Annotated in this window: 17 protein-coding genes, 2 tRNA genes and 2 pseudogenes; 10 read left to right on the top strand and 11 right to left on the bottom strand. The window is 66.8% G+C overall.

The annotated features are described in order from the left end of the window. Positions 1 to 12 precede the first annotated feature (12 nt). From C560_RS0117640 to C560_RS0117625, 4 genes are all read left to right on the top strand, one after another. Positions 13 to 204 (top strand): YbdD/YjiX family protein, encoded by a 192-nt coding sequence (locus tag C560_RS0117640; protein ID WP_026539187.1) that lies wholly within the window; start codon positions 13 to 15, stop codon positions 202 to 204. A 132-nt stretch (positions 205 to 336) separates the two neighbouring features. Then, the gene (locus C560_RS0117635; RefSeq protein ID WP_026539186.1) at positions 337 to 1014 is read left to right on the top strand and encodes a bacterial proteasome activator family protein; all 678 of its coding nucleotides are present in this window, start codon (positions 337 to 339) and stop codon (positions 1012 to 1014) included. A 7-nt stretch (positions 1015 to 1021) separates the two neighbouring features. Beyond that, positions 1022 to 1489 carry a hypothetical protein gene (locus tag C560_RS0117630; RefSeq protein WP_026539185.1) on the top strand — a complete coding sequence of 156 codons (468 nt, stop codon included), beginning with the start codon at positions 1022 to 1024 and terminating at the stop codon, positions 1487 to 1489. Positions 1490 to 1650: 161 nt separating this feature from the next. Then, positions 1651 to 2496, top strand: a complete 846-nt coding sequence (locus tag C560_RS0117625; RefSeq protein WP_026539184.1) for an aldo/keto reductase — start codon at positions 1651 to 1653, stop codon at positions 2494 to 2496. 177 nt (positions 2497 to 2673) lie between these two features. On the opposite strand, the gene C560_RS22330 is transcribed toward C560_RS0117625, so the two are convergent. Beyond that, positions 2674 to 2913, bottom strand: coding sequence for a hypothetical protein (locus C560_RS22330; protein ID WP_043423394.1), 240 nt, complete (start codon positions 2911 to 2913; stop codon positions 2674 to 2676). A 36-nt stretch (positions 2914 to 2949) separates the two neighbouring features. After that, positions 2950 to 3987, bottom strand: a complete 1038-nt coding sequence (locus C560_RS0117615) for a hypothetical protein (RefSeq protein ID WP_026539183.1) — start codon at positions 3985 to 3987, stop codon at positions 2950 to 2952. An 84-nt stretch (positions 3988 to 4071) separates the two neighbouring features. Between C560_RS0117615 and C560_RS0117610 the strand changes: the two genes are divergently transcribed. After that, positions 4072 to 4545: a DUF2231 domain-containing protein gene (locus C560_RS0117610; protein ID WP_026539182.1), complete on the top strand. Its 474-nt coding sequence runs from the start codon at positions 4072 to 4074 to the stop codon at positions 4543 to 4545. Here C560_RS0117610 and C560_RS0117605 read toward each other — a convergent pair. Continuing rightward, on the bottom strand, positions 4542 to 5858 hold the full coding sequence (locus tag C560_RS0117605) for an MFS transporter (protein ID WP_026539181.1): 1317 nt from the start codon (positions 5856 to 5858) through the stop codon (positions 4542 to 4544). The genes C560_RS0117610 and C560_RS0117605 overlap by 4 nt on opposite strands. A gap of 366 nt (positions 5859 to 6224) precedes the next feature. On the opposite strand from C560_RS0117605, the gene C560_RS0117595 reads away from it, so the two are divergent. Beyond that, positions 6225 to 7793: a cellulase family glycosylhydrolase gene (locus C560_RS0117595; protein WP_026539180.1), complete on the top strand. Its 1569-nt coding sequence runs from the start codon at positions 6225 to 6227 to the stop codon at positions 7791 to 7793. Positions 7794 to 7940: 147 nt separating this feature from the next. Beyond that, the gene (locus C560_RS0117590; RefSeq protein ID WP_026539179.1) at positions 7941 to 8681 is read left to right on the top strand and encodes an HNH endonuclease family protein; all 741 of its coding nucleotides are present in this window, start codon (positions 7941 to 7943) and stop codon (positions 8679 to 8681) included. 149 nt (positions 8682 to 8830) lie between these two features. Here C560_RS0117590 and C560_RS0117585 read toward each other — a convergent pair whose 3' ends face one another. Next, complete coding sequence (locus tag C560_RS0117585) at positions 8831 to 9283, bottom strand: hypothetical protein (protein WP_155855820.1); 453 nt, start codon at positions 9281 to 9283, stop codon at positions 8831 to 8833. A 183-nt stretch (positions 9284 to 9466) separates the two neighbouring features. Further along, positions 9467 to 9540, bottom strand: a tRNA-Thr gene (locus C560_RS23455). 550 nt (positions 9541 to 10090) lie between these two features. Between C560_RS23455 and C560_RS0117575 the strand changes: the two genes are divergently transcribed. Together C560_RS0117575 and C560_RS23910 are read left to right on the top strand one after the other, a co-directional pair. Next, a complete protein-coding gene (locus C560_RS0117575; protein WP_155855819.1) occupies positions 10091 to 10738 on the top strand; it encodes a hypothetical protein in 648 nt (215 codons plus the stop codon). Between the two features lie 32 nt (positions 10739 to 10770). Then, a pseudogene (locus tag C560_RS23910) lies at positions 10771 to 10887 on the top strand (IS5/IS1182 family transposase); the annotation flags it as partial. A 7-nt stretch (positions 10888 to 10894) separates the two neighbouring features. On the opposite strand, the gene C560_RS22325 reads toward C560_RS23910, so the two are convergent. From C560_RS22325 to tmk, 6 genes and pseudogenes are all read right to left on the bottom strand, one after another. Continuing rightward, entirely contained in the window at positions 10895 to 11725 is an 831-nt protein-coding gene (locus C560_RS22325; RefSeq protein ID WP_051533262.1) for a DUF6994 family protein, read from the bottom strand. Between the two features lie 108 nt (positions 11726 to 11833). Continuing rightward, positions 11834 to 12334: pseudogene (locus C560_RS22320) on the bottom strand (IS110 family transposase); the annotation flags it as partial. A 1012-nt stretch (positions 12335 to 13346) separates the two neighbouring features. Continuing rightward, positions 13347 to 13419: transfer RNA gene (locus C560_RS0117560), tRNA-Thr, on the bottom strand. A gap of 114 nt (positions 13420 to 13533) precedes the next feature. Beyond that, positions 13534 to 15117: an alpha/beta hydrolase gene (locus tag C560_RS0117555; protein WP_026539176.1), complete on the bottom strand. Its 1584-nt coding sequence runs from the start codon at positions 15115 to 15117 to the stop codon at positions 13534 to 13536. 60 nt (positions 15118 to 15177) lie between these two features. Then, on the bottom strand, positions 15178 to 16320 hold the full coding sequence (locus C560_RS0117550) for a DNA polymerase III subunit delta' (RefSeq protein ID WP_026539175.1): 1143 nt from the start codon (positions 16318 to 16320) through the stop codon (positions 15178 to 15180). After that, positions 16317 to 16973, bottom strand: coding sequence for a dTMP kinase (gene tmk, locus C560_RS0117545; protein WP_026539174.1), 657 nt, complete (start codon positions 16971 to 16973; stop codon positions 16317 to 16319). Before tmk ends, C560_RS0117550 begins: the two co-directional genes overlap by 4 nt. Before the next feature lie 134 nt (positions 16974 to 17107). Here tmk and C560_RS0117540 point away from each other — a divergent pair, with 134 nt between their 5' ends. Beyond that, the gene (locus C560_RS0117540; RefSeq protein ID WP_026539173.1) at positions 17108 to 18304 is read left to right on the top strand and encodes a trans-sulfuration enzyme family protein; all 1197 of its coding nucleotides are present in this window, start codon (positions 17108 to 17110) and stop codon (positions 18302 to 18304) included. Positions 18305 to 18313: the final 9 nt, after the last annotated feature.

The following is an 18313-nucleotide window of genomic DNA, read 5'->3' as shown; positions in this document are numbered from 1 at the left end:
GCGGAGCCGGGCGTGAACGCGGTACTTGCCGGCTTCCGCGGGTTTGCCGGGTACCTCGGCGGGGTGCTGGGCGCCGACGCGTACAAGAAGTACCTGGAGCACCATGAGGCCTCTGGACACGCCGGCCCTCCCCTCACGGAGCGGGAGTTTTGGCGTGAGAAGACCGACCGGCAGGACACCAACCCGCAAGGGCGGTGCTGCTGAACTGTGTTGCGGAGCGGGTGCCGCTCGGGCCGGGGGAGGGGGCGGTGTTGGGCACGAGAGTGTCCGGCGCCGCCCCTTCTGCTTCCGGCGGACGCCGGGTCCGCGCCGCCGGGCGCGTGAGAGTATGAAGCCATGAGCGATCAGCACGACACTCAGTCCGGCGCCCAAACAGCGGACGACGTGCCCGTCGAAGGCACGCCCCTGGACGACGCCCTGCCCGGTACGCCCTTGGCCCCACCGGCTGCAGTGCCGTCCGGCCGCGCCGATGGATCCAGTGCCGGGCCCAGGCCGCCACGGGGGAGCGAACTTCAGGACCTCGTGGACCAACCCGCGAAGGTCATGCGGATCGGCACGATGGTCAAGCAGTTGCTGGACGAGGTGAGGTCCGCGCCGCTGGACGACGCGGCCCGCGTCCGGCTGGCTGAAATCCACGACCGTTCCATCAAGGAACTCGAGGATGGCCTGGCCCCGGAGCTCGTTGAGGAGCTCGAACGGATCAACCTTCCCTTTCCGGAGAACGCCACCCCCTCCGACGCGGAACTGAGGATAGCCCAGGCCCAGCTGGTCGGCTGGCTTGAGGGACTCTTCCACGGCATCCAGACGGCCATCGCGGCGCAACACGCCGCCAGGGAGCACGCCTACGCCCAGATGCAGCTGCGCCAGCTGCCCCCCGGAACAGTGATCGCGCCGGGCGTCATCATCGGGGAGAACGGCGAACCGGTCCGGGCCGCAGCACCGCGTCGCGGTGCTGATCCCTCGGAGCCGCCCGAACCCATGGACCCGGACCACGGTCCGGGCCAGTACCTTTAGCGCGACCTTGGGCTTCTTCAGCGCAGCACTGCAGGGCCGCAGGGACGACGCCGAACTCGGCAAAGGGCTCTGGCGGCGCGCCCATGACCGGTTCAACCGCGGACTTGACCGCTACCACCAGGTCCTCGAGGGGGTCGAGGACGAGGCGCTGTACGGCGAACTCGTCGAGATCGCCAACCAGCTCTCCACGCTCGCGCCCCGGGTCAGGGTGGTCTGCGTGGAGGCCCAGCGACGGTTTCCCAGCAACGGTTTGGATATCCCGGGACCACTGGCAGGCGTTCACCGGGCCCTGTCGACGGCAGGCAATTCGCTGGCCATGACGGCCGAGGCGGCCGCGATGCTCCGGCTCGCCGTGGGGCCGGTCCCGGCGGGTGCCGCGTCGGTGCGCCGGCGCGCCGAGTCCGTGCTGGAACAGGTCCACGACGCCGAGCGGCGGCTTGCCGAGGCCGACGGCAGCGGGCCGACGCCGGCCTGAGCCGCTTCACGGATTGGTCTTTGCGCAGGCCCGTCCCGGCGTGGCCGGCGTTCCCGATATTCCCTGGATTTGCCTGAAATCCCGGGTATTCCCGGTTACGCGCCTAGCTTAGCGGCGCCCTGTCGCTGGCCGGAGGGCGCCGAAGTTGGCAGGATACTTATATGACTTTTTCACCGGAACTGACTTTCAATGACGGCAACACCATCCCCCAGCTTGGCTACGGGGTGTGGCAGGTTGAAGATGACGTGGCCGAAAAGGTGGTTGTCCAGGCGTTTGAGGCCGGCTTCCGCCACATCGACACGGCAAAGATCTACGGCAACGAAGCAGGCGTGGGCCGCGCCATTGAGCGTTCCGGCCTTAAGCCCGAGGAAATTTTCATCACCACCAAGCTGTGGAACGCGGATCAGGGCTACGAGTCCACACTGAAGGCGTTCGAGGAGTCCATGGAGCGCCTCGGCCTCGAAACTCTGGACCTGTACCTGATCCACTGGATGCAGCCTAAGCAGGACAAATACGTTGACACCTGGAAGGCCCTCATCGAGCTGCAGAAGCAGGGCCGGGTCAAGACCATTGGCGTCTCCAACTTCACCAAGGAGGGCCTGCAGCGCCTGATCGATGAGACCGGCGTGGTTCCGGCCATCAACCAGGTCGAGCTGCACCCGTTCTTCAGCCAGGCCGACCTGCGCGAATTCAACGCGTCCAAGGGCATCCTCACCCAGGCGTGGTCGCCGCTGGGCCAGGGCGGCGAGCTCCTCGAGAGCCCTGTCATTGCCGAGATTGCCGCCAAGCACGGCGCCACCCCGGCCCAGGTTGTCATCGCGTGGCACCTGGCCATCGGCAACGTGGTCATTCCGAAGTCGGTGACCGAGTCCCGGATCCGCGAGAACTACGCGGCCCTGGACGTTAGCCTCGACGAGACCGACATCCAGGCCATCAACGGGCTTGACCGCTCCGCCGAAGACGCCGGCCGGATCGGTCCGGATCCGGCCGTCTCCGACTTCGCCTAAGCAACTCCCGCGACGCCGGCTGCCAGCCGGCGTTTGCGCAGGGCCTTCACCCCGCACGGGGTGGAGGCCCTTTGGGCGTCCGGCCCCCTCCCGCAGGCCGGGACCGTGACCGGCCAACCCTGCGCGCTCGGAAACTGAAGGCCCGGACCCAGGCGCCGGCCCGGAAGGACTACCGAGTCAGGCGGCGGCCCGGCGCTCTTTCGCCGGGATTGCATCGACCACGGCCCAGCCGTCTTCGCCGGCAACGCACCGGCTGGCGAAGCGGTCCGCGGCGGCAGCGTCATCGAAGCTCTCGGTGCGGATCCGGCCGCAGTCGGTGTCCAGGTAGGTGACCGCGAAATACAGAACGCCGTCCTGTGCGTCGTTGAAATCCGTCTCTTGGTGGAAACTCTGCTGGAAATTCTGGTTGTTCTCCATGATTCCAGTGTGCAACCGACCCCCGACACTAAGACTTCACTCCTCCGGCGTGTTGCCGAGCCGCAGCACCCGTTCCCGCGCCAGGACTTCCTTGCGGCGCTGCCGGTCGGCGGCCCGTGCCGTCTGCTGCGCCAGGGCCGCTGCCAGCTCGTGACGCTTCCGGGCCGTTTTGAGCCCGGCTTCTGCCGTGTCCAGACGCCGCCTGAGTTCGCGCACCTCATCGGCCAGCAGCGTGGTTTCCGCCGTCGCCTCGGCCAGCTCCGCGGCCGCGCGGCCTGCTTCCTCGTCGGCCTCCGCGGCGGCCACTTCGGCTGCCTCCAGGCCGGCCCGTGCCCGTTCCACCGCCGACGGCGTGGGCGTCACCCGGGCTGTCCCGACGGCCCGGAGGCGGGGCTGTTCCGTTGGCGGCTTTCCGCCGGCAGTTCCGCCGCCCTGTGCGGTCCGGTGCGCCGGTTCGGTCCCGCGGGCGGCGGACGCCGGTTGTGTCCCGCGGACGCCGGCCGTTGCCGGCACGGCTCCAGTACCGGCCGCCGCGGCGGCCTGGCTCCCCGGGACAGCCACGGCGCCGGTGAGATCAACGACGTCGACCCCGTCCGCCGAGAGCCCCCGGAGCAGCCAGCCGCTTTGCACAGCGGCTGCGGCGCCCGGGTCGGCGGTGGCGGCCCGCAGGGTCTGCTCCACTTCCGTCGCGACGGCGGCGCTGATGGCCCGTCCGTGCTGGGCCGCCAGGGCGTGCGCCGCCTTTACCGCGCTGGCGAGGAGTTGGCGCCGCTGCTGGGCGAGGAGGCGGAGGTCCGCTGCATTCAGGGCGTCCTGCGCCTCCTGCATCGACGTTCCCAGTCCAGCGACCTCGCGCAGGATTTCGGGGCTGTGCGCGGCCAGCATGTTCACCGCCCATGCCGCCAGAGACGGCTTGGGCAGGGCACGGACTTCGGCCGCCAAGGCACGCTGCTCGGCGGCGGTGACGCCCACGGAACTGACCTCTTTGGCCGCGGCCGTCCTTGCAGCCACGAACTCCCCGTAGGGCAATGCATAGAGCGGCCCGGCAATGCCCGCTAGTTCCCGCGATCCCATGCAAGAATCATAGGAGTCCGGCCCCGCCACGGGTTCGCGGCCCGTCATCAGACCCGGTGCCGTCACGTTCTGGAGGAGATTCACGTGATCGAAATTGGTGGGCTCCCGGCCCATGTCCTGCTGGTCCACGCCGTAGTGGTCCTTGCGCCGATCGCAGGTCTTGGTGCCATCATTTATGCCGTGGCACGGCGCTGGTGGGCTTACCTGGCCTGGCCCCTGGGCGTGTTGTCACTGGGGCTGGTGCCAGTGACGCTCCTGACCGCACAGGCAGGGGAGCAGTTGGAGAAAATCCGTCCGGCGTCGGCGCTGGTCCACGAGCACGCCCAGCAGGGTGACGTGCTCAAAGTGGTTTCCGTGATCTTTTTCATCCTGGTCGCGGCAATGTTGATAGTCACCTACGAGCCCTTTGGCCGGCGCTTGGCGTTCCTCGGCGGACTCCGGAACAACCGGATTGTCCGGGGAGTCGTCCTGGTTGCCGGCGCTCTGGCGGGGGCCTTCTTCATCTACCAGAGCATCATCACGGGACATTCCGGCGCGGCCTCGGTCTGGGCGCGTTAGCACCGCCCATCCGCGGGCCCGTGGCCAGGTGACGCGTGCCGGACCCGGTACAGCGTGACGAACAGCAGGACAAAGGCCGTCGCCTGGAGTGCGGCCACGGCAGTGATGAGCGCCGGCCGTGCGCCGTAGAGTGACCCGTACAGGGCCCCGCCCGCCAACGCGCCGGCCCCCTCGAACGCCGCGAACACCCCGTACGCCGTGCCCTGCCGGGGCTGGGGCACCAGATCGGCGACCAGCGCCTTGACCGTGGAGTCCTGGATGCCCGTGGCGGCGCCCCAGACCAGGACGCCAGCGAACACGAGCCCGGCGCTCGGTGCCAGGGCCAGCACCGGCACCGCCATAATCAGCACGGGCAGCGCCAGGAGCACGGCCGCCCCGGCGCGGTCGTAAATGACGCCACTGGCGAGAGCCCCGACGGCGGCAGTCCCCATGGCGCCGGCGTACAGCAGCGGAACCACCGAGACGGGGACCGCCACGTCGGCCGTCAGGTGATAGGAGATGACGCCGAAGGCCACCAGCCCGGCGCTCCAGAAGAATGCGGCCACGGCGAACAAGATGAAGACGCTGGAGAACGCCGACGGCGGCCGCCCGGCGGGCTTCCCGGGGGACGGCTCCGGCACGCCGGAGGCGTCGGGCGCGGGCTTGTCCGCGCCGGGATCCCGGACGCGGCGACGCAGCCAAACGAGAATCGCCACCGCCGCCGCCGCCGGAATGACAAGCACCGCAAAGGCTGCCGACAGTGAGCCGGTGGCAACCAGCACCGCCGAGACGAGCAACGGGCCCAAAAGCGCCCCGGCCAGATCGAGGGACTTGTGGACGGCGAAGCCGCGGCCCCGGCCAACCGGCCCGGCGACGGCGGCGAGCAGCACGGTTTTCGCCGGGCTGCGGACGGCTTTGCCAACCCTGTCCCCGATGATGAGCACGGCCGCCAGGGCCATCCCGGCGGTCCCGACGAACGGCGTCAACGCGAGCAGCGGGATGCACACCGCCGTCAGCACATAGCCGGCCATCGTGAAAGTCCAGTACTTCCCGGTGCGGTCCGCCCAGGGGCCGAACACCAGCCGGAGCCCCTGGGACGCGGCCTCCGCGGCGCCGGTCACGAGGCCGACGAAAAGCGCGGACGCACCGAGCTGGGCCAGCAGGGGACCTCCCAGCGGGCGGGCGCCGTCGGACACCATGTCCGCGGCCAGGCTGACCAGGCCGAAGCCGACAACGGGGCCCCACAGCCGGTGCCGCCAATTCTCGGTTTGGACTCCGGGCGGCGGCGCCGGGAGTTGCTGGCGGGCTGGCCGCCTGCGCCCGGGCCGTTCCATTCCCTAAGGCTGACGGACGGCCCGGAAAAAGACAATACGCAGGTCAGGGACCTGCGGCCGCGTGGAGGCGCACAAGGAAATATTGGCCAAAGGGGTTCTTTCTTGGCGGCAGCTTGGTACTTTTTGAGAGCCGATCCGCATTGTGCGGGACGGGGGGACCCACATTGACGGACTGAAAGGCAACACACCCATGAGTTCGGACGGCACCCGCCGGCACCGGCCGGAAGGTGCCCTCTGCATCCTTGCTGCAGCCCCGCGCGACAAGAGCCGCACCAATCCCAGGCCGCACCCGCACGCCATTCTTTCGGAGGAACTGTGAAACCGTTTTCGAATCCGCCACTCCACGCCGGGGGAAGGCGCCCGAGCGTGACCGCCACACTTCTGGGCATCGCTGTGGCTGCGGGACTGGCCCTCACCGGCGTCGCCGCGGCCTCGCTTCCCCTGGCCACCGCCGCCACAACGCCGCCGCCCACCGGCTGGCTGCACACCTCTGGCGGGAGGATCCTGGACTCGAACAACGCCCCGCACACCATCAAGGCCGCGTCCTGGTTCGGCATGGAAACCCCCGACTGCATGCCGCACGGTCTCTGGGGGACCCTGACCATCGACGAGGCCTTGGCCAACATCAAATCGATGGGATTCAACACCGTCCGCCTGCCGTTCTCCAACGAGTGCCTGGCCGCGACATCCATCAAGGGCAACCTGAACTACTGGGCCAACCGCGCCTACGCGCTGGAGGGCAAGACGCCCCTGGTCCTGATGGACACGGTGATCGCCCGCGCGAAGGCCAACGGCCTGCAGATCATCCTGGACCGGCACCGGCCGTCCTCTGCCGACCAGTCGCCGCTCTGGTATACCTCCGCCTACCCTGAGTCGAGGTGGATTGCTGACTGGAAAATGCTCGCCGCCCGCTACAAGAACGATCCCACTGTCATTGGCGCCGACCTTCACAATGAGCCGGCCGGGGCGGCGACGTGGGGTGGCGCCGCCGCCACCGACTGGCAGGCTGCGGCCACCCGCGGCGGCAACGCCGTCCTGGCCTCCAACCCCAATCTCCTGATCCTCGTTGAGGGCATCGAGAACCAGGGAAACGGCACCTCCACCTGGTGGGGCGGCGGCCTGGCCGACGTCAAGAACAAACCGGTCACCCTGGCCACGCCCAACCGGGTGGTCTATTCCCCGCACGACTACCCGGCGTCGTTGTTTGCGCAGAAGTGGTTCAGCGACCCCAGCTACCCCAACAACCTGCCGGCCGTGTGGGATGCCAACTGGGGTTACATCCAGAAGCAGGGCATCGCCCCGGTTCTGCTCGGGGAGTTCGGGACCGCGCTGCAAACCACGTCGGACAAGCAGTGGATGGAGAAAATCGTCTCCTACCTGGGGACCAATTCCATGAGCTTCGCGTATTGGTCGTTCAACCCGAACAGCGGCATCACCGGCGGCCTTGTCCAGGCGGACTGGCGCACCCCGGAGGCCGCCAAACTCGCCGCGCTCGCGCCCATCCTGACGGGCACCCCGACGCCGACCGTGACGCCGTCGCCGACTGCCACTGCGACCGCCACTGCCACTGCGACCGCCACTGCCACTGCGACGCCGACCCCCACGCCGTCGCCGACGGCGTCTCCCGCACCGACGTCGGGCGCGCCGATCAGCGCTGTCTGGAAGCTCGGCAGTTCGTGGACCGGCGGGTACGTGGCCAATATCGAGGTCACCGGGCTCCGGGCGGCGCCCGGCTGGAGCGTGAGCTGGCCCGATCCGAACGTCACCCGGGTGGCCAACTCCTGGGGCGTCACGTGCACAGTCCTCCCCAAGGTGTCGGTAACCTGCAGCGGCTCGGACTGGGCCACCAAGGTGGCCGCCGGCCAGAAACTGTCCGTGGGCCTGCAGGTGGATTCGCTGAAGGCTCCGGTCAACCCGGTGCTCACCCTGAAGTAGCCGGCCGCGCGAGGGCGCCCTCACCCCTCAACGTATTGACGAGAAGCAGCCTGGGGCCGCGGCCGTAGGTGCACGTGAGCGACTCCATGCTCGGCCTGCGCGGCCGCGAAACGGAATACGGGTAATCTGATCATTTTCGCCGCACTCATGATTGGCATGAACATCTCCCGCTCCGCCGCCACCAAGTCCCTGACCGTCCTTACCGGCCTGCTTCTCGCAGGCTCCCTCGCCGGCTGTGATGCCGCAGCCCACGCTGGCGCCAAAGTCGCAGACGCCGTGCACAGCGCAGCGGCGTCCCAAGCTCCCGCCATTGGTTCCGCGCACCCGGGCGAGGCCGCCGCGGCCGTAGCCCAGCTGGAGTCCATTCCGGTGAAAGGCAAGGCCCCGAAGACCGGTTACAGCCGCGGGCAGTTCGGTCCCGCCTGGTCAGATGTCGACCACAACGGCTGCGACACGCGCAACGACATGCTCCGCCGTGACCTCACCGAGGTGACGACCAAGCCGGGGACGAGGGATTGCGTCATCGCCTCCGGCAAACTTGCCGACAAATACACCGGCAAGACCATCAACTTCACCCGCGGCGAGAACTCTGCCGACGTCCAGATTGACCACATCATCCCACTGTCCCTGGCCTGGCAGACCGGCGCCCAGCAGATCAGCGCAAGCCAGCGCCTCCAGCTCGCCAACGATCCGCTGAACCTGATGGCCGCCGACGGGCCCGCGAATCAGCAGAAGTCAGATTCCTCGGCTGATGCCTGGCTCCCAGCCAACAAGGCGTTCCGGTGCGAATACGTCGCCCGCCAGACGGCTGTGAAGGCCAAGTACAAGTTGTGGATGACCCGTCCCGAGCACGACGCCATCGCCGGGATCCTCGCCGCCTGCAAGTAGCGAAGGCGCCCGCGCGGCAAAGCGAAGCACCCCGCACCGAAAGGCGCACCCGGCGACGGCTCGAGGCCCGGTTGCGGCCCGAATGGTCTCAGGCTGCCTGCGTTTTTATCCGCTGACTAGACAAAACGGGCATCCCTTTTCCGGAGCGGTCAGCGGTGCGGTTCGACCAGGAGGACCACGAAGTTCGTTTGATCGTTTTTGTCCGGGCTGGACACGTTGAACTTGTAGTCGTACTCCCCGTCAGTTCCCGAGGAGCTGCAGACTGTCGTTGTACCGCCGACGGTCGGCCGCCTGGTGCAGGTGCCCTCGATGTTCATGGGAACACCGGCTGTGGAGCTCACGGCTTTCAAGTCGTCGACGGTGAGGCTTTTGCCGGCGTCCCAGCGCTTGGCGATGCTGGGGCACGGGTTGGTTGACATGCACAGAAACATCTCCCGCCGCACCACGCTGTCCTCCAGCTTCCAGTCCGCGGGAATGACGATCCGCTCGGTACGGGAGACTACGTCGGCGGTGACCCTGTCTTCCGCGGACCGGGTCAAAAATAGCGCGACGGCGCCAGCGACCAACACCGCCGCAAGGATGATCCATGTCCTACGCTTCACTGTGTTCCCCCAAAACGGTCAGTGCCAACGCTTAACCCCGGGACACCCGGGAGGTGTTTGACTGCATCGTATCCGCAACCACGGAGTGTGCCATAGGTGTGCCCTAACCTCACAGCCATCTCGCCGAAACCAATAAAAACCCCGTATCCCCGCTGAGTCAGCGGCGATACGGGGTTCTTCCCGAGCTTCCTGCCAGAATCGAACTGGCGACCTTCTCATTACGAGTGGGTGTGTTTAGCCCCATGCAACAAGGGAAGGGCGGGGGAAAGGTGACGAAAAAGTGACATCCTACTTCCATCCAAGCCCTGTGAGCGTGCGGTTCAGGCGGTCCGCGCTGTCATGCAGATCGTCGTCGAAAAGACCTGCATAGGTGTCCACAGTGTCATTGTTGCCGAAACGTGCCCGGCGATCCTCTGCACTACAGTCGAGGAGTGCGTGAAGCCGGTCGGACGCATGACGTGGGAGGCATTGTTCATGCCCCTGCTGGGATGAGGCCGCTGGATCACGGCCTGCAGTTTCCATAACCGGAGCCCCTCAACCGGGGCCCTTCGCAAGCCGCCCGCTTGGCCCCGGGGCTGAGGCCCGAGCGCCGATGACTCTGCGCCGCCGTCCGGTGGCGGTTTTGCCACCACCTATTACTCCACGCCCGATGGCGTATGCCACCTTCCACCCCGAGTAGAGCCCATGTGCGGCACTGAGCCGATCGCCGACCCACAACTGGCCCTGAAGCCTCACTTAACCCGCCCACCATTGCGGAGTCGGATTCATGTTCAGCGAATCTGTTTTTCTTAGGCCCAGGGTGAGAAGATGACGCCATTCGTCAACTTTGCTGAAGGTGGGGAAATGGCTAGGAAGAAAAGTGGTTCCGCCGCAGGGCTGGTCGGGCTCGGGCTCGTCGGGGTGGGGCCCTGGGGGTTTCTCTTTGCGGCGGCCGTTGTCTACTATTTCTGGTGGTTCTTCCTGATCATCATCGGCATGGTGGCACTCACGGCCTGCTACATCGCGGTCCGCCGCGCCAGGGCCAAGGTGGAGTCGAAGCCGGTGCCCGCGGTGAAGCCGCCGAAGCCGCCGCGCGTGGAGCTTCCAAAGCCGCCTCTGCGGCTGCATCCGCGGACGTCGCCGCGGGCGAAGGCGCCCAAGCCGGCGGCGGAGAAGCCCAAGGAGCCAGCCCCGCCGGTGTACTGGCCGAAGTGGGATGGGACCCACAAGTGGGCCGTCGGACAGGACAAGGACGCCTGGGACCATGCTTTCGAGGAGATCATCAAGAACGCCGAGGAGCGGGCGGAGCGTCAGCCGAAGCCGCAGCCGGTCGAAGTGGATGACGTCTATGCCCAATTGAGAGCCAGGCTGGAGCAGCTCGGTGCGGAGACCGGCAGCGCGCCGGCGCCGCCGGCGGCCTCAGCGGAAGGCGATGTGTATGCCCGACTGAGATCCAGGCTGGGGCAGCTCGGTTAGGGCGCAGCTCCGCCGGGCCGGGGTCCACATAGCGTCGCATCCGCGTCATCGACGCCTTCGTCGCTGTGGCCAACGCGATCATCACCGTCCGCCGCCTGATCCGCGAGGCCTGGACCACCCACCGTTGGGACATCCGGACCCCACGCCGTCTCTGGCTTATGAGGGTCGCCACCAAGGGCAATAAACCTCAATCTCGGGGTGGTTCTTCGTGACCCATTCGGCCATCCGACGGCCCCGCCCTGCGATGAACTGCAGCGTGGCCTCCCGATACGTGATGTAGTCCGCCGGTATCCCGGAAGGCTCAAAGCCCTCAAAGGGCACGAAGAACCGAATGTCTTTGTAGTTTGGGGTCACGAGGTCTTGCAGGTGGAAGAAGTCCACGAACTCCACGAACCCATCGAAGATCTCGAAGAAGTCTTTGTAGGCCTTGATGACATTGGCGAGGGGGCTATCTGGCTCTCCTGCGTAGTGACGCCGGATGCACTCAAGGGTGAGGTCCATGCGGTCAGCGATCTGATGACCTTCAGCACCGAACCCCCGGGCCTGGTTCATCGTGGGTTTGTCCTTCGCCCTGACGGGCCAAATCATCGCACTGCCGATGGTGTACGGCGGGTTGAGGTAGCGGGCCCGCTGCTCCTCGTTCAGACCGGCCATCGCGTCAGCCAGGGATTTCGGGTTTGACCGGCCGGTGTAGGAGCTGGTGATGGCATCGCTGCCGTAGCAATGCCTTGCCCCGGAGTCGTCTGTATAAATGAGGTACTCGTTCCAGCGGGCCGCTGATGCGCTCGGGGCGAAAAGGGCGCCAGAGTTCAGCTTCTTGGTCCACAGCAGCTCATGGTTCGCCCGGAGCCTCAGGCTGTTCGAATCCGGGTCGCCCAGCTCTTGGGTGACTGAGGGCGAGTCCGGTGGTAAGCCGCCGGCGTTGCCTCGCTTGGCCTTCCGAGACTCGTCGGTCTTGTAGTCGAATGAAGTATCAAAGTCGCCCATGATCGCAGTGTATGCGCACGTCAGGTTCTTTTAGGCGGAGCAATCGTTGTTTTTTTGGTTACGAGGCCAGGGGTTCCTGACCGTCGGGGGGTGCCTCTATGGTTTTCGTCAAGCGGCTGAGGGTTGTCGTGGTTCGTAGAAGGTGCCGTCTCTGAGCATGGCGTAGAGGGTGTGGCATCGGCGGCGGGCGAGTGCGATGAGGGCCTGGTTGTGGCGTTTGCCCTCGGTTCGTTTCCGGTCGTAGTAGGCCCTCGACAGAGGATCCTTCAAGGCGGCGAACGCGGAGAGGAACAGGGCTCGCTTGAGAATCTTGTTTCCTTTCCGGGATAGGTGGTCACCGCGGATGGAGGACCCTGATCGCCAGGTCACCGGTGCCAGGCCTGCGTAGGACGCCAAATGCCCTGCAGAGGCGAAGTCTTTGCCGACGATCTCGGTGAGGATCCGTGCTGCGGTCCTGACGCCGACCGCCGGCAGAGACGTCAGGACCGGGTGAAGAGGGTGGGCCTCCACGAGGGCTTCGACCTGGGTGAAGACGGTGTCCCGGGACTCGCGGATGTCGGCGAGCATCCGGGCCAGCTGGGGCAGCACGATCGTGGCCGCGTTGGTCCCTCGTCGGAGGAATTATTCAAAACGGAATTAGTGCCGGGGATTCGTGCTCGTAGCATTCTCACTAGGAGGACAACCGTGAACAAAGAAGGAAAGCCAGACCCGACCGGAGTCTCCCCGGTCATATCGTGGATCCTGCTCCTGGGTGGTCTGGGGCTGGTAGCGCTTGGTGTGTTCCAGCTCGCAGCATAGGGCCGCCCCTTTCCAGGAACATACAACGTGGTAGCGGGAGCCCTTGCGGCTTCGGTCTCAGTTTGGATATTTCGACGGAGGCAGCGACTAAGAGATCTGATGTGAGCAACTCGGGAGAGGTCATACGTTGTGGCCGAGAGGGACGATGGTCCGAGCTGAAGGCAAGAGAAGCGCAGGGCGCTACTGGGCCATAGTCTTCGTCGCGTTCGTAGCGGCGTTCGTCGTCGGACTAGCGGTCGCATACCTGTCCGTGTGGGTCATGGGCGGCCAAGTGGGGGAGATCGAGGGAACTGGGAAGTACGTCTCGATCATCGTGTCACTCGCCTGCGCCTGCTCCGCTTACAACGGATGGAGGTATCCGCTACAGGGCGGATCTGTGGTTTTTCCCAGAATTTCACTGATTCCGGCGTATCCAGGCGGAATACTGGGCTTCATCTGGCAACCCCGACCGGCGTCGATCCGGTGCCCTTTCGATTTGAAGACGGCAGTCACTGTCGCACTGCCGCCCGATAACGGTGGGCCCGCTCACTGCACTGACGGCCACTCTATAGGCAATCCGGCATTCCGGTGCGAAGGTCCATCCACAAAGCACTCTACGGCGGAATTTAGAGCTATTGAGAGGCTGCCAGCCGTTAACACGACCGGCCCTGTTCCGTGCCAGACCGGAAGTCTGGAAGACCGGTCCGGCGCTCCGACGAGGTGACGAAAAAAGTACGGAGATGCCGGTAACCGATCGAAAATGGTGGGAATGCACAGGTGCGCCTCACTGTCAAGCAAAACGACAGAACCCCCGGAAATCATTGATTTCCGGGGGTTCTTCCCGAGCTTCCTGCCAGAATCGAACTGGCGACCTTCTCATTACGAGTGAGACGCTCTACCAACTGAGCTAAGGAAGCAACCACATGAATGCCCGGCGAACCGGGCGGATCATGCAAGAGACAACTGTAATAGAGTCCCGGCGTCCGGGTCAAAATGAGCGACGGAAGCCGCCTTGCGGCGCCGTCGCGGACCTAGCAGACGGTGTTGTCCGCCGGGACCTTTCCGTCCACCAGGTAGTCATCGACCGCGGTGCCGATGCAGCTGTTGGAGCGGCCGTAGGCCGTGTGGCCCTCGCCCTTCCAGGTCAGCAGCGAGGCGTTCCCAAGCTGCTTGCGCAGGGAGCTGGCCGATTCCACGGGGGTAGCCGGATCGCCGGTGGTTCCAATGACGACAATCGGGGCCGAGCCCTTGTACTCGACTGGGGCAGGGGTCCGGACGTTCTTGTACGGCCAGTCCTTGCAGTTGGTGCCGCCATAGGCGAAGTAGTAACCAAACGTGGGCGACAGCTGGCGCAGCTTCTGGTCCTCGGCCCGCATGGACGCGGTGTCGGACACCATCGGGTAGTCCAGGCAGTTGATGGCATTGAAGGCGAAGGTGCTGTTCGACGTGTAGGTGCCGCTGGGATCGCGGTCGGCGCCGAAGTCGGCCAGCTGCAGCATGCCCGTGCCGTCGCCGGCCAGGGCCGTGGCGAGCGCCCGGGTAAGGATCGGCCAGTTGTCATCGTTGTAGAGCGGGATGATAAGGCCGCTGACAAACGTGGAGCCCGAGACCTTCCGGCCGTCCTGGGCCGGCAACGGGTTGGCTTCCGCGGCAGCGATGGCATTGCGGATCTGCTGGATGCCTTCCTCGGTGCTTCCCGTGAGCGGGCATCCGGACGTCTGCTGGCATTTGGCGACGTAGGCGTGGAGGGCCTTTTCGAAGGCCACGGCCTGGCCGCTGGTCTGTTCCTCGGCGCTCAACGACGGGTCAACGGCGCCGTCGAGGACCAGCCGGCCCACATTGTCCGGAAACAGCGACGCGTAGGTGGAGCCCAGCAGGGTCCCGTAGGAGTAGCCGAGGTAGTTCAGCTTCGAGTCGTTGGCCACCCCGCGCAGGATATCGAGGTCCTTCGCGGCACTGGCGGTGTCGATGTGGGCCAAAACCGGGCCGGTCTTTTCCACGCACTTGGCGGCAATGGCTTTGTTGTCGGCCAGGGCAGCGTCCAGTCCGGCGTCGGTATCCAGGGCGTAGGTCTTGGCGCGGGACGCATCGCGTTCCTTGTCCGTCAGGCAGGTGACCGGGGCGGAGCGCTTCACCCCGCGCGGGTCGAATCCCACGATGTCGTAGGCGGACCGGACCTTGTCCGAAATGTTGGTGTTGGCCGCGTCCCTGACGAAGTCGTACCCCGAGCCGCCCGGGCCGCCCGGATTGACCATCAGGGTGCCCTTTTTGTCACCTGTTGTGGCGAGCTTGATGGCGGCCAGCTCGATGCGCTCGCCGTCGGGCTTGCTGTAGTCCAGCGGGACCTTGATCTTGGCACACTCGAAGCTGCCCTCACACGGTTTCCAGTCGACCTGCTGGGAGTAGTAGCTGCGCAGTTCGGCCGGCGCCGCCGCCACTATCGACGGGTCCGCCTGCCCCGCTGCCCCGGATGTCGGTGCACTGGACCCGCTCTCGCCCCCGCCGCCGAAAAGGGTGCACGAGGCCAGCGTAAGGACCAGGGCCACGGCGCCGACGGCCCGCATGCCGCTCGCCAGGGATCGGGATCTGGCGGGCTGGGGTCGAGCAGGCTTCATGCGGTTCTCCTTGGAGGCTAGGAACGAAAGCGAAGATGATCGTTTGAGCGGCAGGGACCGTCAAATAAGGCTGGACGCCATGGACTCGATCGTCAGCAGCGGGGCCACGTTGGTGGTGGTGATTCGCGTGCGGGCCTTGTTGATGGCGTCCATGCGGGCAAGGGTCACTTCGGCGGTGGAACGGGAGGCGAAGTCTTCGAGTTCGCTTCTGAGTTCAACGTTGACGAGTTCCACAGCGTTCCCCATCTGGATGATCAGGACATCCCGGTAAAAGGACAACAGGTCCGTCAGGGTGCGGTCAAGGGAATCGGTGACGGAACGCTTGGCGCGGCGCTTCTGGTCGTCCTCGAGTTGCTTGACCTGGCTCCGCATGGCCGGCGGCAGTGTGCCGCTTTCGGGGGCCCCGAGGGTGGCCAGAAGCGCGGTTTTCTCGGCGGCGTCGCGCTCGTCGTTGGAGCTGTTGGCTTCCTCGGTGGCGATCTTGACCAGTTTCTCGGCCATCATGACCGCCGCCGTGACGCCGCGAAGGGACAGCGGGAACCGCACCGTCTCGAGCCGGCGCTCCCGGGCCTCCGGGTCCCGGGCCAGACGGCGGGCGATCCCGACGTGGCTTTGCGCCGCACGGGCGGCACGCTCGGCAACCGCCGGGTCCACGCCGTCGCGCTTGACCAGCAGGGCCGCGACGGCGGCGGCGGGCGGAAGCCGCAACGCGACCGGGCGGCAGCGGGAGCGGATGGTCACGAGGACATCAGCGGGGGAGGGCGCGCAGAGCATCCAGACGGTGCGGGGCGTGGGTTCCTCGATGGCCTTGAGCAGCACGTTGGTGGTCCGCTCGGCCATCCGGTCCGCGTCCTCCACCACAATGATCCGCCACCGGCCGGACGAGGGCCGGTTCCCTGCGGTGGATACGAGCTCGCGGGCCTCATCGATGGTGATGGTGACCTTCTCCGTGCGCACGAACGCGACGTCGGAGTGGGTTTCTCCGAGGATGGTCAGGCACGCCGGGCATTCGCCGCAGCCGCGCAGGCTGACGTCCTCCTGGTCGCAGTTCAAGGCCGCAGCGAACGCCTTCGCGGCGTTGGAACGGCCGGAGCCGGGCGGGCCGGTGAAAAGCCACGCGTGCGTGAGCCCTTCGTTCTGGGCCGCCTGGCGCAGTTGGGCCACGACGGCGTCCTGGCCCTGGAGGTCGTCCCAGACGCTCATGCTGTGCTGCTTTGGGTGACGGCCAGCAGGGATTCGACGCGCTCGAGGATCCGGGCGGCGAGTTCGGCGACGGGCAGGCGGGCAGGCAGCACCAGATACGCCTCGGGCCGGGCGGAGGCCAGGTCCAGGAAGGCCGTCCGGATCTTAGCGTGGAATTCGTCGGCCTCGGACTCGAGGCGGTCTTCGGCGGCCTCGCCGGCGGTGCGCCGTTGCCGGCCGACGGCGGGTTCGACGTCGAGGAGTACGGTCAGGTCCGGCTGCAGGTCCGATGTTGCCCAGGCGTTGATGTCCCGGACCGCCTGCGTTCCGAGGCCTCGGCCGGCGCCCTGGTACGCGACCGAGGAGTCGATGTACCGGTCCGTGAGGACGATCTCGCCGCGTTCCAGGGCGGGCCGGATGACCTGGCTCGCGTGCGCGGCACGGGATGCCGCGAAAATCAGGGCCTCGGTATGGGCATCGATGTGGCCGTGGCCGTGATCGAGCACGAGGGAACGCAGCTTCTCGCCGATCGCGGTGCCGCCCGGTTCCCGGGTCCGCAGCACTGTGAAGCCGCCGGATTCCAGCGCTTTGGCGAGTTCAGCCGCCTGCGTGGACTTGCCGGCGCCGTCGCCGCCCTCGAAGGCAATAAACAGTCCAGGCAACTGACCGGACAACTGTAGAGGGGACGCTCCGGGGCTCTGGGTAGTCACGGTTCTAGACTACCGACAATCCCCGACACTCTAGTCTGCGCATCGTCTGCGGCGTAACGGCTTGGGTACCCTGCCGGGCGCCCACGTACCCTGTCCTCATGAGTCTTACTGAAGAACAGGCCGCCACGCTTTCGCCGGATTCCCTGGTTGTGGCGGTAGGGCGCCCGCCGCGCACCCGCGACGAACCGGTCAACCCACCGCTCGTGCTTTCCTCGACCTACTTCGGCACGGGTCCGCTGGGCGACGGCGACCGTGGCTACGGCCGGTATTCCAACCCCACGTGGGACCCCTTTGAAGAGGCTTTGGGCCAGTTGGAAGGCGCGGAATTGCCGGGTCTGCTCTACGCCTCGGGACTCGCCGCCGTGAGTTCGGCCCTGTCCCTGGTGCCCGCCCAGGGCGTGCTCGTGATGCCGTCGCACAGCTACGCGGGATCGGTCACGATGGCCACCGAGCTTGCGGCCAAGGGGTTCCTCGAGCTCCGGATGGTGGACATCGCGGACACCGACGCCGTACTTGCGGCGCTTGCCCCGACCGGCGGGCGCGCCGCCAGCATGCTCTGGCTGGAGAGCCCCACGAACCCCATGCTCGGCGTCGCGGACATGCGGGCCCTGACCGCCGCGGCGCACGAGGCCGGCGCCATCGTCGTCACGGACAACACCTTTTCCACGCCCCTGGTGCAGCAGCCCCTGAGCCTGGGATCCGACGTCGTGCTGCATTCGGTGACCAAATACCTCTCCGGCCACTCCGACGTCGTGCTCGGTGCGCTGGTGACCTCCGACGCCGGTCTCCGCGCCGCCCTGCTGCACCACCGCACCATCCACGGCGGGATCGCCGGACCGTTCGAGGCGTGGCTGGCGCTGCGCGGGCTCCGTACCCTGGCGCTGCGGATCGAGCGTTCGCAGGCCTCGGCCCAGATCCTGGCCGAGCGGCTCGACGGCCATCCGAAGGTAGCCGGAGTCCGCTTCCCCGGGCTGGCCTCGGACCCCGGCCACGCGCGGGCCAAGGCGCAGATGAAGGGGTTCGGTTCCGTCCTGTGCATCGAGGTGGCTCCGGTAGTGGGGCAGGACGGTGGCCTCAGCGGCGCGGAAGCCGCCGACCGCATGATCCGGGCCCTGCAGCTTTGGCTCCCCGCGACGTCCCTGGGTGGGGTGGAATCCCTGATCGAACGCCGGCGCCGGCACGCCGCCGAGCCGGAGAGCGTGCCGGACAACCTGGTCCGGATGAGCGTGGGCATTGAGAACGTGGAAGACCTTTGGGCCGATTTGGAGCAGGCATTGGGCACTCTGGACGGCTAGGCTGGGGGA

This window comes from Arthrobacter sp. 9MFCol3.1 (assembly GCF_000620385.1).
In the GTDB taxonomy this organism is placed as follows: domain Bacteria; phylum Actinomycetota; class Actinomycetes; order Actinomycetales; family Micrococcaceae; genus Arthrobacter.
The sequence above is the reverse complement of the archived record's forward strand: the minus strand, read 5'-3'. Positions and strand labels throughout refer to the sequence as shown.

Coding starts and splice junctions, on each gene's coding strand:
- C560_RS0117635 (WP_026539186.1), top strand. CDS start 337: ATGAGCGATCAGCACGACACTCAGTCCGGCGCCCAAACAGCGGACGAC.
- C560_RS0117625 (WP_026539184.1), top strand. CDS start 1,651: ATGACTTTTTCACCGGAACTGACTTTCAATGACGGCAACACCATCCCC.
- C560_RS22330 (WP_043423394.1), bottom strand. CDS start 2,913: ATGGAGAACAACCAGAATTTCCAGCAGAGTTTCCACCAAGAGACGGAT.
- C560_RS0117615 (WP_026539183.1), bottom strand. CDS start 3,987: ATGGGATCGCGGGAACTAGCGGGCATTGCCGGGCCGCTCTATGCATTG.
- C560_RS0117605 (WP_026539181.1), bottom strand. CDS start 5,858: ATGGAACGGCCCGGGCGCAGGCGGCCAGCCCGCCAGCAACTCCCGGCG.
- C560_RS0117590 (WP_026539179.1), top strand. CDS start 7,941: ATGATTGGCATGAACATCTCCCGCTCCGCCGCCACCAAGTCCCTGACC.
- C560_RS0117575 (WP_155855819.1), top strand. CDS start 10,091: ATGACGCCATTCGTCAACTTTGCTGAAGGTGGGGAAATGGCTAGGAAG.
- C560_RS22325 (WP_051533262.1), bottom strand. CDS start 11,725: ATGGGCGACTTTGATACTTCATTCGACTACAAGACCGACGAGTCTCGG.
- C560_RS0117555 (WP_026539176.1), bottom strand. CDS start 15,117: ATGAAGCCTGCTCGACCCCAGCCCGCCAGATCCCGATCCCTGGCGAGC.
- C560_RS0117550 (WP_026539175.1), bottom strand. CDS start 16,320: ATGAGCGTCTGGGACGACCTCCAGGGCCAGGACGCCGTCGTGGCCCAA.
- C560_RS0117540 (WP_026539173.1), top strand. CDS start 17,108: ATGAGTCTTACTGAAGAACAGGCCGCCACGCTTTCGCCGGATTCCCTG.